The organism is Actinomycetes bacterium (assembly GCA_036510875.1).
Lineage (GTDB): Bacteria > Actinomycetota > Actinomycetes > Prado026 > Prado026 > DATCDE01.
Map to the genome: position 1 here is coordinate 1 of DATCDE010000224.1, position 14,126 is coordinate 14,126.

At 72.4% G+C, this 14,126-nt stretch carries 13 protein-coding genes and 1 pseudogene; 5 read left to right on the forward strand and 9 right to left on the reverse strand.

Annotated features, from left to right (window positions below):
• From VIM19_13005 to VIM19_13015, 3 genes are all read left to right on the forward strand, one after another.
• On the forward strand, positions 1-723 hold a 723-nt coding region (locus tag VIM19_13005; protein ID HEY5185795.1), incomplete at its 5' end, for an FGGY-family carbohydrate kinase.
• Complete coding sequence (locus VIM19_13010; GenBank protein HEY5185796.1) at positions 720-2,108, forward strand: NAD(P)/FAD-dependent oxidoreductase; 1,389 nt, start codon at positions 720-722, stop codon at positions 2,106-2,108. The genes VIM19_13005 and VIM19_13010, both read left to right, overlap by 4 nt.
• Positions 2,105-3,355 (forward strand): NAD(P)/FAD-dependent oxidoreductase, encoded by a 1,251-nt coding sequence (locus VIM19_13015; GenBank protein HEY5185797.1) that lies wholly within the window; start codon positions 2,105-2,107, stop codon positions 3,353-3,355. The genes VIM19_13010 and VIM19_13015 overlap by 4 nt, the downstream gene beginning before the upstream one ends.
• A 17-nt stretch (positions 3,356-3,372) precedes the next feature.
• Here VIM19_13015 and VIM19_13020 read toward each other — a convergent pair whose 3' ends face one another.
• From VIM19_13020 to VIM19_13045, 6 genes are read right to left on the reverse strand one after another with little or no spacing between them, the layout of a single operon-like run.
• Complete coding sequence (locus VIM19_13020) at positions 3,373-5,196, reverse strand: DUF2207 domain-containing protein (protein HEY5185798.1); 1,824 nt, start codon at positions 5,194-5,196, stop codon at positions 3,373-3,375.
• A gap of 9 nt (positions 5,197-5,205) precedes the next feature.
• Complete coding sequence (locus VIM19_13025) at positions 5,206-6,099, reverse strand: amidohydrolase family protein (protein HEY5185799.1); 894 nt, start codon at positions 6,097-6,099, stop codon at positions 5,206-5,208.
• Positions 6,089-6,562 (reverse strand): SsrA-binding protein SmpB, encoded by a 474-nt coding sequence (gene smpB / locus VIM19_13030; protein HEY5185800.1) that lies wholly within the window; start codon positions 6,560-6,562, stop codon positions 6,089-6,091. Before smpB ends, VIM19_13025 begins: the two co-directional genes overlap by 11 nt.
• Entirely contained in the window at positions 6,562-7,728 is a 1,167-nt protein-coding gene (locus VIM19_13035) for a S41 family peptidase (protein ID HEY5185801.1), read from the reverse strand. Before VIM19_13035 ends, smpB begins: the two co-directional genes overlap by 1 nt.
• Positions 7,729-7,749: 21 nt before the next feature.
• Positions 7,750-8,886, reverse strand: a complete 1,137-nt coding sequence (locus VIM19_13040) for a peptidoglycan DD-metalloendopeptidase family protein (GenBank protein ID HEY5185802.1) — start codon at positions 8,884-8,886, stop codon at positions 7,750-7,752.
• Positions 8,849-10,369: a DUF222 domain-containing protein gene (locus VIM19_13045; GenBank protein HEY5185803.1), complete on the reverse strand. Its 1,521-nt coding sequence runs from the start codon at positions 10,367-10,369 to the stop codon at positions 8,849-8,851. Before VIM19_13045 ends, VIM19_13040 begins: the two co-directional genes overlap by 38 nt.
• Positions 10,370-10,627: 258 nt before the next feature.
• On the opposite strand from VIM19_13045, the pseudogene VIM19_13050 reads away from it, so the two are divergent.
• A pseudogene (locus VIM19_13050) lies at positions 10,628-10,735 on the forward strand (transposase).
• A 164-nt stretch (positions 10,736-10,899) separates the two neighbouring features.
• Here VIM19_13050 and ftsX read toward each other — a convergent pair.
• The 3 genes from ftsX to prfB all read right to left on the reverse strand — a co-directional run bounded on the left by ftsX (position 10,900) and on the right by prfB (position 13,717).
• The gene (gene ftsX, locus VIM19_13055) at positions 10,900-11,805 is read right to left on the reverse strand and encodes a permease-like cell division protein FtsX (protein ID HEY5185804.1); all 906 of its coding nucleotides are present in this window, start codon (positions 11,803-11,805) and stop codon (positions 10,900-10,902) included.
• 24 nt (positions 11,806-11,829) lie between these two features.
• Positions 11,830-12,519, reverse strand: a complete 690-nt coding sequence (ftsE, locus tag VIM19_13060) for a cell division ATP-binding protein FtsE (GenBank protein HEY5185805.1) — start codon at positions 12,517-12,519, stop codon at positions 11,830-11,832.
• An 88-nt stretch (positions 12,520-12,607) separates the two neighbouring features.
• Positions 12,608-13,717, reverse strand: a complete 1,110-nt coding sequence (gene prfB, locus VIM19_13065) for a peptide chain release factor 2 (GenBank protein HEY5185806.1) — start codon at positions 13,715-13,717, stop codon at positions 12,608-12,610.
• Between the two features lie 178 nt (positions 13,718-13,895).
• On the opposite strand from prfB, the gene VIM19_13070 reads away from it, so the two are divergent.
• The coding region (locus VIM19_13070) for a hypothetical protein (protein HEY5185807.1) at positions 13,896-14,126 on the forward strand (231 nt) is incomplete at its 3' end.

Below are 14,126 nucleotides of genomic sequence, written 5' to 3' on the forward strand. Positions count from 1 at the left end.
GGCGACGCGAAGTGCACGTACGGCACCGGCGCCTTCCTGCTGGCCACCCTCGGCAGCGCCGCCCGCCGCTCAACCGCGGGGCTGGCGACCTCGGTGGCCTGGCGGCTCGACGGAGCGACGAGGTACTGCCTGGACGGCCAGGCGTTCACGGTCGCCTCGGCGGTGCGCTGGCTGGTCGACCTGGGGGTGCTCGACTCGGCCGCGGACATCGACCGGTTGGCCGGCAGCGTGCCGGACGCCGGCGGCGTCACCTTCGTCCCCGCGCTGGCCGGGCTCGGGGGGCCCTGGTGGCGCAGCGACGTTCGCGGGTCGCTCACCGGGCTCGCCCTGGAGACCACGCGCGCGCACCTGGTGCGGGCGCTCGTCGAGGGCGTCGCGGCCCAAGTGGCCGAGCTGGCGTCGGCGGCGGCCAGCGACCTCGGCGGCCCACTGACCAGCCTGCGGGTGGACGGCGGGCTGACCCGCAGCCGGGTGCTCATGCAGGTGCAGGCCGACCTGCTCGGCATCCCCGTCGAGGTGTACGGCTCCCCCGACGCAACGGCCCTCGGCGTCGGTGCGGTGGCCCGGCTCGGGCTCGACCGGACCCTGGCACTGGACGACGCGCTGCCGCATTGGACGCCGTCCGCGGTGTACGAGCCGAGCATCGGCGCGGACGAAGCCACCGAGCGCCGCGCCGCGTTCCGGGCCGCCGTCCAGCGGCTGGTGGACCAGGACGCCCGGTGACTCGGTACGACGTCGTCGTCGTGGGCGCGGGCGTCGTGGGGTGTGCGATCGCTCGCGAGCTGGCGCACCACCCGCTGCGGGTCGCGCTGGTCGACGCGGCCGACGACGTCGGGTCCGGCACCTCCAAGGCCAACACGGCGATCCTGCACACCGGCTTCGACGCGAGCCCGGGCACGCTCGAGGCTCGGCTCGTGCGCCGCGGCTTCGAGCTGCTGGGCGACTACGCGGCCCGCACCGGCATCCCGGTCGAGCGGGTCGGCGCGCTGCTGGTGGCCTGGGACGACGCCCAGCTGGCCGCGCTGCCGGGACTGGCCGCCAAGGCCGTAGCCAACGGCTACGAGCGCACCCGGATGGTTGACGCCGGCGAGCTGTACCAACGGGAGCCGCACCTGGGTCCCGGCGCGCTCGGCGCACTCGAGGTGCCGGACGAGTCGATCATCTGCCCCTGGACGACGACGCTGGCGTTCGCCACCCAGGCTGCGCGAGCCGGGGTCGACCTGCTGCTGGGCACCCGGGTGGACGGCGTCCGGCTCGGTGACGGCGCCGCCCTGCACACGGTGCTCACCAGCCAGAGCGAGCTGACCACCCGGTACCTGGTCAACGCGGCCGGGCTGCGCTCCGACGAGGTGGACGGCTGGCTCGGGCACGCCGACTTCACGGTCACCCCCCGCCGCGGTGAGCTGATCGTCTTCGACAAGCTCGCCCGCGGCCTGGTGGCGCACATCCTGCTGCCGGTCCCCACCAAGCTCGGCAAGGGCGTGCTGGTCGCGCCGACCGTCTTCGGCAACCTGCTGCTGGGCCCGACCGCGGAGGACCTGGACGACAAGGGCGCCACTGGGTCGTCGGCGTCCGGCCTGGCGATGCTGCGCGCGCACGGCCGGCGGATCCTGCCGCAGCTGCTGGACGAGGAGGTCACCGCCGTCTACTCCGGCCTGCGGGCCGCGACCGAGCACGGCGACTACCAGCTGCGCGCGCACCCGGAACAGCGCACGGTGACCGTCGGCGGGATCCGGTCCACCGGGCTGACGGCGTCCATGGCGATCGCCGAGCACGTGGCGGGCCTGCTGGCTGACTCCGGCCTCGAGCTGGGGCCCCGCGGGGAGCTGCCCGACCCGGTGATGCCGAACATCGGCGAGGCGTTCCCCCGCCCCTACCAGCAGGCTGAGCGGATCGCGGCCGACCCGCTCTACGGGCACCTCGTGTGCCACTGCGAGCGGGTCAGCCGCGGCGAGGTCCGCGACGCGCTGACCGCCGACGTGCCGGCCCGCACCCTGCAGGGGCTGCGCCGCCGCACCCGCGCGGTCATGGGCCGCTGCCAGGGGTTCTACTGCGGGGCGGAGGTGGCCGCGATGCTGGCCGCCGCCACCGGCGAGGAGCCGTCGTGAGCGGCCCCGACCTCCCCACTCGACAGGTCGACGTCCTGGTCGTCGGCGCCGGTCCCGCGGGCCTGTCCGCCGCCACCGAGCTGCGCCGGCTCGGCGTGGACCGGGTCGAGGTCCTCGAGCGCGAGGGCCAGCCCGGCGGCATCCCCCGGCACAGCCGGCACACCGGCTACGGGCTGCGTGACCTGCACCGGGTGATGACCGGACCGGCCTACGCCCAGCGGCTGCTGGACGGCGCGCTGGCCGCCGGAGCCGTCGTCCGGGGCCTGGTGACCGTGACCGGCTGGGCCGGACCGCTCACGGTCGAGACGAGCAGCCCCTGGGGGCTGGACCGGATCGAAGCCGGGGCCGTGCTACTCGCGACCGGGGCCAGAGAGCGGCCGCGGTCGGCCCGGCTGGTGCCCGGGGACCGCCCGCCAGGGGTGCTCACCACAGGGCAGCTGCAGCAGCTGGTGTACCTGAACGGCGCCCGGCTGCCGGGCCGGGCGGTGGTGGTGGGTGCTGAGCACGTCAGCTTCTCGGCCGCTGTGACCCTGCGGCACGCGGGCGCCGAGGTCGCGGCGATGGTGACCGACCTGCCGCGGCACCAGTCCTTCGCGGCGTTCCGCGCCGGGGCGGCCGCCGCGTACCGGTTCCCGCTGCTCACCGGCACCCGGGTCACCCGGATCGTCGGGCGCGGTCGGCTCGAGGGCGTCGAGCTCACCCGCGACGACGGCAGCACCCGTCTGATCGGGTGCGACACGGTGGTCTTCACCGGGGACTGGGTGCCCGACCACGAGCTGGCCCGCCGCGCCGGGCTGGCCATGGACGCCGGCAGCCACGGGCCGGTGGTCGACACCACGCTGCAGACCTCGCAGCCCGGCGTGTTCGCCGCGGGCAACCTGCGGCACCCGGTGGAGACCGCCGACGTCGTGTCCCTGGACGGCCGCTTCGCCGCGGCCTCGATCGTGCGCTTCCTCGCCGGGCGGACGGCGATGCCGCAGGAGGTCGCCGTCCAGGTGGACCCGCCGCTGCGCTGGGTGAGCCCGAGCCGGGTCGGACCGGGTGCTCCCCCGCCGCCGCTGGACCGGCTCACCGTGTGGGCCGACGAGTTCGCGCTGCGGGCCCGGCTGCAGGTGCGCCAGGGCGACCGGGTGCTGTGGACCGGGCACCGCGGCACCGTCGTCCCGAACCGGGCGCTGCACGTGCCGGCCGGCTGGCTCGGCGCCGTGGACGTCGAACGGGGGCCGGTGGTCATCGGCGTCGGCTGACGCGACAGCGGAGGCCGCTACCAGGAGCCGCCGCCACCCCCGCCGAACCCGCCACCCGAGGAGCCGCCGGAGAAGCCCGAGCCGCCGGACGACGCCGTGGTCGCGATCGCGCCCGCCGTCGTCGTGGCGAAGGAGCCGATCGAGTCGCCCAGGTGCCCGAGGTCCCAGCCGGTCGGGCCGGTGTACCAGGGCAGCACGGGTGTGACCACAGTGCCTCCGGCCGCCTGGGCCGCGGCCAGCGCGGCGAACGCCTTGGCCCAGCGCTCGGCGTCGCCGAACACGATCGCGTAGGGCAGGTATTTCGAGAACACGTCGGTGCGCTCCTCGAAGCGCAGCTGCTCGGCCTCGGCGGTGTGCAGGTAGGTCCGGAACCCGAGCACGCGGGCCAGCATCGCGCTGCCCCTCGCCGTCCGCGCCGGCATCCGGCCGGACACCAGAAGCAGCAGCAGCCCCGAGACGACCACAGCGACACCGAGCAGGCCGGCGTGCGTGTAGCGGGCGAGCAGATAGGTCAGCCCGGCACCGGCCAGCACGGCCACCACCCCGAGGAAGCCCCACAGGCCACGGGTGCGGTCTGGACGCCGCCGGAACCAGCCGCTCTTGACCACGTCGTCGTAGAGCTGCCCCTCGACCTTCTTCAGGTCGGTGGCGAAGGTCCGCTTGAGCTCGGAGACCAGCACCTCGCTGCGCCCGTTGAACAGCGACTCCAGCAGGGTGCGTTCGTAGGTGAGCAGGTCGGCGTCCGGCTGGCGCTGCTGGGTCAGCCGCCAGTCCCGGCTGGCGAAGATGTGCTTGCGCTCAAGCTCCTCGATGTGCAGGTACCCGCGGACGGCGAGGTCGACGATGGTGGCCGTCACGTCGAGCGGCTGGGCGCGCTCGTCGATGAGGGTGCCCATCTGACCGGGCCGGACGTTCTCCGGCGGGGAGTACTCGACCGGGCCGGTCGGGTCGGTGAACAGCGGCCGGGCCTCCGCGTCGGTCTCCTGGCCCGGTGCGGGCGCCAGCCCGGGGACCTGGTCCCGCCAGCGCCGGTCACGCCCGCGGGTCCAGAACACGTAGCCGACGCCGCCCAGCCCGAGGGCGAGGATGCCCAGCCCGCCGGTCGCCGTCCACGGGGTGACCGAGAAGGCGCGGGCCACCGAGAACCGCTCCTGCAGGATCATCGGCGGCACGGTCACCGACCCCGGCGGCAGCGCGGCCACCACGGTCAGCCCTTCGTAGGGGGCCAGGTCCTGGGGCCCGTACACCGCGGTCGCCCCCTCGATCCGGGCCGCGCTGCAGGGCAGCGAGCTGCCGGTCTGGCCGAAGTAGCAGGCCACCTGCGTGGGGGCCCGCGGGGCGCTCAGCGTCGTCGTGGCCGCGGTGATCGGCACGGACCAGTCCGAGCCCACGGCGTTCCAGAAGACCTCGATGTGGTCGGCGAACGTGTTGAGCGCGCCCTGGACGTCGTAGTCGAGGATGTAAACTTGGCGGCCGGTGATCGTGCGGTTCGGGTCGCCGACCCGGATGACGAGCGAGCCGCCCTCGGTCTTCGCCGAGACGTCGGTGGGTGCGCCGGTGGTGCTGACCACTCGGATGTTGGTGACCTTCAGCAACCGGTCGTCGGTGTTGTTGTAGGTGTACCGCACCGGGATCGTGCGGTAGATCCCGTGCCGCTGCTGGGTGCCGAAGTAGTAGGTGATCTGTTCGCGGACGTGCAGCGTGCCGTTCGACTGGACGGTGAGGGCGACCTGGTAGCTGTCTACCTGCTCGTCAGCCGCGACGGCGACGCCGCCGGTGAGGCCCACCAGCAGCACGGCACCCGCGATCGCGCCCAACAGGGCCAGCAGCCGTCGCAGCACGGCCACACGCTAGCGGGGCAAGCCCAGCAGGCGCGCGCCGTTGCCCCAGAGCACCGCCCGCAGCCACTGGTCGCCCAGGTCCAGCCGGACCAGCGACTCGACCTGGTGGGCGAACGGGTAGGGGATGTTCGGGAAGTCGCTGCCGTACAGGACCCGGCCCTGCAGACCGAGTGCCTTCAACCGCGATCGCTCGTGGCGCGGGAACGGCGCCTGCGCCTCGGTGAAGTCGGTGAACGCCATGGTGGTGTCCAGGCGCACCCCGGGGTACCTTTCCGCGAGGTCGAGGAACGCCGTGTACTCCGGCATGCCCAGGTGGGCCACCACGGCGACCAGCCCAGGATGGCGGGCCAGCACCTGCGCGAACGGCTCCGCGCCGGTGTACACGCCCGGCACGGGCCCGTTCCCGCAGTGCACGACGACTGGGACGGCGGCCTCGGCGAGCACGCCCCACACCGGGTCGAGCAGCGGGTCGCCCGGGTCGTACTGGCCGACCTGGACGTGCGCCTTGAAGATCCGGGTGCCTCGCTCGATGGCAGCGGCCACGTAGTCGGCGGCCCCCGGCTCCGGGAAGAAGGTGCCGCTGGCCACGTTGTCGGGGGTGGCCGCGGCGAACTGCGCGGCCCATGCGTTGAGCCACTGCGCCATGCCGGGGCGGTGCGGGTAGCTCAGCGCTGGGAACGCCCGGACCCCGAGCGCGCGCAGGACGGCCAACCGGTCGTCGTCGTCGCCCCGGTAGCTGATCGGCCAGCGCCGACCGACCAGGGGCCCCGCCTCGTCGAAGTACTGCCAGACCTTGCGCAGCACGCGGTCGGGCATGAAGTGGACGTGCACGTCGACGATGCCCGGCAGGCCGAGCTCGGCGACCACGCCAGGGACGGCGGCGTCGGTGAGGTCAGTCGCCACGGCCGCGGCGGGCCACGGCGCGGTCCGCCTCCCGCTTGGCCTGCTTTTCGGCCAGCGCCTGTCGCTTGTCGTAGGTCTTCTTCCCTCGCGCGAGCGCGAGCTCGACCTTCGCCTTGCCGTCCTTGAAGTACAGCGCCAGCGGCACGATGGTGAGCCCGGACTCCCGCGTCTTGGCGATCAGACGGGCGATCTCGGACCGGTGGAGCAGCAGCTTGCGGCCGCGCCGCGGCTCGTGGTTGGTCCACGTCCCCTGGTCGTACTCGGGGATGTGCACACCCTGCAGCCAGGCCTCGCCGCCGCTGATCGCGGCATAGCCGTCGACGAGCGAGGCCCGGCCGGCGCGCAGCGACTTGACCTCGGTACCGGTGAGGACGAGGCCCGCCTCGATGACGTCCTCGATGTGGTAGTCGTGGCGGGCCTTGCGGTTCTGCGCGATCAGCTTGCGGCCCTTTTCCTTGGGCATCAGCCGCGGCCCTCGGAGCTCACCGCGGCGAGCAGGCCGGCGAGCACGTCCAGCGCCCGGCTCTCGGCGGCTGCCGGCGGGGCGTCGTCCGGCACCAGCAGGTCCGGCTCGACGCCGACGCCGTCGATGCTGCGTCCGGACGGCGTCGTGTAGCGGCCCACCGTCAGCTCCAGCGCGGACCCGTCGGACAGGGTGGCCGGCTCCTGCACCGAGCCTTTGCCGAAGGTACGGCTGCCGATCACGACGGCGCGGTTGCGGTCCTGCAGCGCTGCCGCGACGATCTCCGCGGCACTGGCCGTGCTGCCATCGACGAGCACCACGAGCGGCGTGGTGGTGTCGCCGTGCCCGAGCGCGTCGAGGGTCTGGCTCGGCTTCCCGCGCTGCTCGTAGGTGACCACCGGACCGCCGTCCAGGAACACGCTGGCGACCTCCACCGCCTCGTCGACGAGACCACCGGGGTTGTCTCGCAGGTCCAGCACGATCCCGTGCTTGGCCGCGGACGGGTCGACGGTGACCGCCGCTCGGACCTGGCGGCCGACGCCGCGGGTGAACGCCGAGACCCGGATGTGCAGCACCTGGCCGGCCAGCCGGTCGACGGTGACGTCCTGGGTGGTCACCTCGCTGCGCCGCAGGGCGACCACGAGCGCTCCGCTGCTCCGGTGCAGACCGACCTGGACGGTCGAGCCGTTGGCGCCGCGCAGCCAGCCGAGAACGGTGGAGACCGGCTGGTTGGCCACCTGGTGCCCGTCGACCGAGACGACCTCGTCGCCGGCCCGCAGGCCACCGCGGGCGGCCGGCGAGCCGGACTGGACCGACGACACGAGCAGCGCACCGCTGGAGCTCTGCCGCACCCACACTCCGACGCCGGTGAAACGGCCCTCGAGCTTGTCGTTGAACGAGGTGAACTCGCTGGGGCTGTAGTAGGCCGACCAGCGGTCACCCAGCGCCTTGAGCATCCCCTCGACGGCGGCCCTCTCCAGGTCAGTGCGATCGACCGGCCGGGCCGCCTGCTGCTCGATCCGTGCCGCAGCCTCGTCGAGCACACCGGCGGGTGCGGCCGCCGGCGCCGTGCCGACCCCGCCCACGATGGCGCCCGCGGCGAAGGCCGCCACCCCGACCGCCGCCACAGTCACGCTCGTGCGGCTGCGCCGGGAGAGCAGGGACATGCGATCAGTGTAGGCTGCGCCCTAGCAGACCACGGGTGTGCGCGAGCCGCCGAACCAGCCGAGCGGGTTGTACGGCACCCCGTTGATGTGCACCTCGAAGTGCAGGTGCGGGCCGGTGACCCACCCGGTGGACCCCACGTAACCAATCACCTGGCCGCGGCTGACACGCTGCCCCTGCGACACCGCGAACGCCGTCTGGTGAGCGTAGAACGTGGTGAGGCCGTCCCCGTGGTCGATCAGGGTGAGGTTGCCGTAGGCGCCGCCGGACGACGTGGACAGCACGACCCCGGTCGCCGCCGCACGGATCGGCGTGCCGGTGCTGGCCCCCAGGTCGATGCCGGTGTGGCAGGACTTGTAGCCGTACACGGGGTGGATCCGAGCGCCCACACCCTGGGTCAGTGGGGCGCCGTCGACCGGCCACAGCAGCTCACCGGAGGGGTTGCCGCTGCCGCGGGACGCCGAGGCCGCGATGAGGGCGTTGATGCGCCGCTGCTCGGCCTGCAGCTGCCTCAGCCTCTGCAGCTCGTCCGCACGCGCCGCGGCGACCGCCTGCAGGGCGGACTGCCGCTGCGCCACGAGCGATGCGACCCTCGCTCGGGCGGACCGAGCCTGCTGCGACAGCGCGGCGACCGTGCGGACCTGCTGGGACGCGGCGAGCTTGCGCTGCTCCATGTCGCCGCGGGCGGCCTCGAGCGCGGCCTGCTTGGCGGCCAGCTCGGCCCTGTCCACAGCCAGCTGGGCGAACAGCGCGTTCTGCGCGCGTGCCACGCTCTGCACGGCCTCCAGGCGCCCGGCGAAGTCGTCGAGGGACTGCGCCTGCAAGGCCACCGAGAGCTCGCTGAGGTTCCCGCCCTGCTGGTAGGTCTGCCGGGCGATCAGGCCGACCAGCCGTTGGGTGTCCGTCATGCGGGTGCGCACCGTGGTGACCTCCACCTGCACACCGCGTTCGCGCCCGATCGCCGCCTGCAGCTCGATGCCGATGGCCTCGTCCCTGGCCGTAGCGGCCGCGAGGGCCCGCATCGTGTCGTCCACCTCGGCCTGCGCGGCACTCAACGCGGACTGGGCGGACGTGAGCGCGGTGGCCGCGGTGGCCGCCCTGGCGCTGAGTGTCTCGATCTGGCTACGGGCGCTGCTGATCCGGGACTGGACCGACTTCATGCGCTGGTCGAGAGAGTCGTCGGCGCTCGCGGGCGCGAGCAAGCCGACCACGAGAGCAGCCGCGGTCGCCAGGGCGACCCCGGCGTGACGCAGGCGCATGGGGAAGATGCTCCAGGTGTCGTCGGTCGTCAGACCTTTCATCTTCGCCCATGGCCCGGGGTGCCCACGACAGACACGCCGCTCCCACTCGGTCGGGCAACGGCTCAGAACGGCGGTTCTTCGTCGTCGGGTGGTGTCGGTGGCGGGGTAGGGGCCCAGTCGGGGCTTCCCGGTTGGTCGGTGGGTCCGCGGGTGTAGTGCCGGCCGGTGGGGCTGTCCAGGTGAACGTGCCCGGGGCGGGCTGGGCGAGGGCCCACCCCGGTCGAGCCTCGTGTTTGAGCTTGTGGTGGTGGCCGCACAGCGGGCCGAGGTTGTGATCGGCGGTCGGCGCGTCGGGGAACCGCCGAGTGTGATCCAGGTCGCAATCAACCGCCGCCCGGACGCAGCCAGGGAACGCGCACGTGGCGTCCCGAGCGGCCACGTGCGCCCCCAGCACCGCACTGGGCCGGTACCGGGTGGTGCCGACGTCCAGCACCGCGCCGCAGTCCGGGTCGGTCAGCACCCGCCGCCAGGTGGCGTCGCGGGCGATGCTCCGGGCCACGCCGGCCGGGACCGGACCGAACCCGGGGACTAGCCCTGGTGCGTCGTCCAGCCCCAGCAGCGTCGATGCCGCGACCACCACGTCCGCCCGCCAGCGGGCCCGCCGCCGAGCCTTGCGCGCTGCCCGGCCGGACCGCCCCGTCCGGACCTGTAGCGCGGGCAGCGCCGAGACCGGGGTGCCGGTGGCGATCTCTGCGAACAGGTCGACCAGTACGTCGGCCCGCCGCACGTCCAGCCCCCGCTCATCACCTGGCGTGGCACCGGCGCGGGCGAGTCCGGTCAGGGTGTCCCAGACCGTCGCCGCGTCCGCCGGGGCCAGCCGGGCGCACAGCTCGGTCATGCCGTCCGGGGTGTCCCATCGCGAGACCCCACGCCCGGCCTGCGCCCGCTCCTGCCGCTCGGCCGCACCGGACGGGTCCACCCCCAGCACCGCCCGCCGTGCCAGCCGACGCACCTGCCCCGGCGTCTTCCCCGCACACCGGGCCTGCACGAACTCCGCCACGACCGCCCGATCGGCCGGTGGCAGCACCACGGCCTCCTCGGCCACCGCCCGCGCCGCCGGCCAGGACAACACACCGTCCCGGGCCGCCTCGAGCACTCCCGGCAGACTGCCCGCAAGCAGCACCGCGTCGCGCAGCCGGGACTCCCCGGTCACCCGCGACACCCCCAGCGCCAGCGCCGCCTCATCCCCGGCGAACCGCGACACCCCCGGCACGTTGCCCATCGGCTCCCCCGCCACGGGCGGCCGGCGCGCGGCCAGCTCCGCCAGCACTGTGGCCTGGCTCGCCGACACGTGCGCCGCGAGCTTCTCCCACCCGGTCAGCACCTCCCACCAGATCCGCATCGTCCAAGCCGGCCGGATCCCCCACCGACGCCAGCACCGCCGCGAGCTCCAGCCCCGCCGGAGCCGCCACCACCTCCGCCAGCGTCACCGGCCAACCGAACACCTCAGCCGGCGGCTCCTCCGGAGACAACCCAGCCACCCAGCCGTCGTCCAACAGCGGTTCGAACATGTGTTTAAATATCTGCTCGAGTGAAGTGGGCTTGGTGGATGGTCGCGGATCCGGTTCGCGGGGTGGACTATCCGGCGACGTAGCAGCAGCTGCTGGCGTGGTTCCCGGACGACGCGGCCTGCCTTGACTACCTCGCCTCGATCCGGTGGGCGGAGGGTTTCGTCTGCCCGGGGTGTGGTGGGGGCGAGTACTGGCGCGCGGGCCCAACGAAGACCACATGGCTGACTTCACTTAAGCAGATATGCAGGCCATGCGTTCGATTCTGTCGGCCGCCCCCAAACAGCGACAAGACCCTGGCCGGGTGGAAGCCCCTTGTGCGACAAGGAGTTCAGGGCAACCGACTCCTCGCGCGGGCGGCAGATCAGACCCGCAGGTACCGCTGCAGAGTGAAGAAGCTCGCCGTGGCGGAGATGCCCACCGCCAGCACGAGCAGCAGCGCCACGGAACTGACGACGTCCCCCCAGCCGAAGAAGCGCGTGATGGGGAAGGCCGGCGCGATCACCTTGTCGATGAGGAACGCCTTGAAGGCCGTGAGGCCCACAGCGGCGATCAGCACCCCGGCCAGCGCGGCGATCACGCTCTCCAGCAGGAACGGCAGCTGGATGTAGAAGTTCGACGCGCCGACCAGCCGCATGATCCCGGTCTCCCGCCGTCGGCTGAAGGCAGCCACCCGGATCGTGTTGATCACCAGGATCGTGGCCACGATCAGCATGAACAGCGCGACGCCCAGGGCCAGCCAGCGAGCGCCGTTGAGAATCTTGAAGAACTTGTCCAACAGCTGGCGCTGGTCCTGGACCTCCTCGACCCCTGGCCGACCCTGGAACGCACCAGCCACGACGTCGAACTGCGTCGGGTCCTTCAGCTTGACCCGGAACGACTCGGGCAGCTGGTCCGGCGTGACGTTCTGGGCGATCGCGGTGCCCTTGAACTGCTGCTGGAACCGCTCGTAGGCCTGCTGCTGCGACTCGTAGTAGACCGTCTGGACCTGGGGCAGCGACTCGAGGTCGGCCTGGATCTGGCTGCGCTGGGCGTCGGACACCGCCCCACCCGCGCAGGACGGGACCTGGGAGTCCTTCCCGCACAGGAAGACCGAGACCTCGACCTTGTCGTACCAGTAGTCCTTCATCGCGGTGACCTGCGCGCGCAGCAACAGGCCGGTCCCGGCCACCAACAGCGACATGGCCACCGTGATGATCACAGCGATGGTCATGGACAGGTTGCGTCGCAGGCCGATACCGACCTCGCTCAGCACGAACTGGGCTCTCATGGCTTCCTTGCCTGATCGGGCGCGTCAGCGCGCGTAGCCGTACACACCACGGGACTGGTCGCGCACGAGGCGTCCGCCCTCGAGTTCGATGACCCGCTTGCGCATCTGGTCGACGATCGCCGCGTCGTGCGTGGCCATCACCACCGTCGTCCCGGTCCGGTTGATCCGGTCCAGCAGCTTCATGATGCCGACGGACGTGGCCGGGTCGAGGTTCCCGGTTGGCTCGTCCGCGATCAGCAGCTTGGGCCGGTTCACGAACGCACGAGCGATCGCGACCCGCTGCTGCTCACCGCCGGAGAGCTCGTCGGGACGACGATCCTCCTTGCCGGCCAGGCCGACCAGCTCGATCACCTCGGGGACGACCTGGGCGACGGTGTGCCGCGGCTTGCCGATCACCTCGAGAGCGAACGCGACGTTCTCCAGCACGGTCTTGTTCGGCAGCAGCCGGAAGTCCTGGAACACCGTGCCCATCTGGCGTCGCAGCGCCGGCACCTTCCAGGAGGACATCTTGCTGAGGTCCTTGCCCAGCACGTGGATGGTGCCGGTGTTCGGCCGCTCCTCGCGGAGCACCAGCCGCAGGAAGGTGGACTTCCCCGAGCCGGAAGCACCGACCAGGAAGACGAACTCGCCCTTCTCGATCTCGAGCGTGACGTCGTCGAGAGCCGGCCGGTTCTGGCTCGGGTACTGCTTGCTCACGTTGTCGAAACGGATCACTGGGCGCCTGACCGGGACTCGGGAACAGGGAAGTGCGGGTGCAACCGGCCAGAAGGAGTCTACGTCGGCAACCCGGCCAAACCGGTCATCAGGCGCGCGCGCCCTGCATCCGCCAGCGGATCCCGGACTCGATGAAGTCATCGATCTCGCCGTCCAGAACAGCCGCGGTGTTGCCGGTCTCGTGCTCGGTACGCAGGTCCTTGACCATCTGGTAGGGGTGCAGCACGTAGGACCGCATCTGGTTGCCCCAGGAGCCGCCGGAGTCGCCCTTGAGCGAGTCCATCCGGGCCTGCTCCTCCTGCCGACGGCGCTCGAGCAGCTTGGACTGCAGCACCGCCATCGCGGACGCCTTGTTCTGCAGCTGGGACCGCTCGTTCTGGCAGGACACGACGATGCCGGTCGGCAGGTGGGTAAGCCGGACGGCGGAGTCGGTGGTGTTCACGCCCTGCCCGCCGGGGCCGGAGGAGCGGTACACGTCGACCCGCAGCTCGTCCTCGGGGATCTCGATGTGGTCGGTCTGCTCCACCACTGGGAGCACCTCGACGCCGGCGAAGCTGGTCTGCCGGCGTCCCTGGTTGTCGAACGGGGAGATCCGCACCAGCCGGTGGGTGCCCTGCTCAACCGACAGCGTGCCGTAGGCGTACGGGATCTTGACCGCAAAGGTGGCCGACTTGATCCCGGCCTCCTCCGCGTACGACGTGTCGTAGACCTCGGTCGGGTAGCCGTGCCGCTCGGCCCAGCGCAGGTACATCCGCAGCAGCATCTCGGCGAAGTCGGCTGCGTCGACCCCACCGGCCTCGGCCCGGATCGTCACGACGGCCTCGCGCTGGTCGTACTCCCCGGACAGCAGGGTGCGGACCTCGAGGTCGGCGACCGCCTTGGTGAGGTCGACCAGCTCCGCCTCAGCCTCGACCAGGGTGTCCGCGTCGTCCTCGGCGGCGGCGAGCTCGAACAGCACGGAGAGGTCGTCCACCCGTCGACGCAACGCCTCGACCCGGTTGATCTCGTTCTGCACGTAGGACAGCCGTGAGTTGACCTTCTGAGCGCGCTCCTGGTCGTCCCACAGGTCGGGGGCCGCGGCCTGCTCGTTCAGGTCGGCCAGCTCCCGCTGCATGGCAGGCACGTCGACCACGGCCTCGACGCTGCTCAGCGTGGCGTCGAGCTCCTTGATCGCCTCTGCGGGTTCGATGACACTCACGGCACCCGAGGGTACGTCAGTGCGCCGGGCTCCCGCGCAGCCCGAGCGTTGCCAAGGGCCGCGGCCCAGCCGACCAGCCCGGACGCCGCAAGCCCTAGGACCCCGTGTCGGTAACCCGTGATGCGTTGGTGTCGCGGGAAGATGTGTCATGCCTGGACCGCGGGACGCTGAGCAATCGGTGCTGTTGGATGTCGAGGCCGTCGGGGTGGGCGTGGTGCGGGTGAAATCGCCGGTGGATAAGACGTTCCGGCGCTACGACCAGGACCAGCCGATGCTGCTGCCACCTGACATTCGGGACTGGCTGCCGGCGGATCATCCGGCTCGTTGGGTGAACGACCTGGTTGAGGACGGGTTGGATCTATCGGCGATCTACGCGGACTACACCGAGGTGCGGGGTGCTCCGCCGTTC

What these genes read in the sequence shown, in the direction of transcription:
- VIM19_13045 (HEY5185803.1), bottom strand. Translation starts at nt 10,369, where the DNA reads ATGCGGATCTGGTGGGAGGTGCTGACCGGGTGGGAGAAGCTCGCGGCG.
- smpB (HEY5185800.1), bottom strand. Translation starts at nt 6,562, where the DNA reads ATGCCCAAGGAAAAGGGCCGCAAGCTGATCGCGCAGAACCGCAAGGCC.
- VIM19_13040 (HEY5185802.1), bottom strand. Translation starts at nt 8,886, where the DNA reads ATGAAGTCGGTCCAGTCCCGGATCAGCAGCGCCCGTAGCCAGATCGAG.
- ftsX (HEY5185804.1), bottom strand. Translation starts at nt 11,805, where the DNA reads ATGAGAGCCCAGTTCGTGCTGAGCGAGGTCGGTATCGGCCTGCGACGC.
- VIM19_13035 (HEY5185801.1), bottom strand. Translation starts at nt 7,728, where the DNA reads ATGTCCCTGCTCTCCCGGCGCAGCCGCACGAGCGTGACTGTGGCGGCG.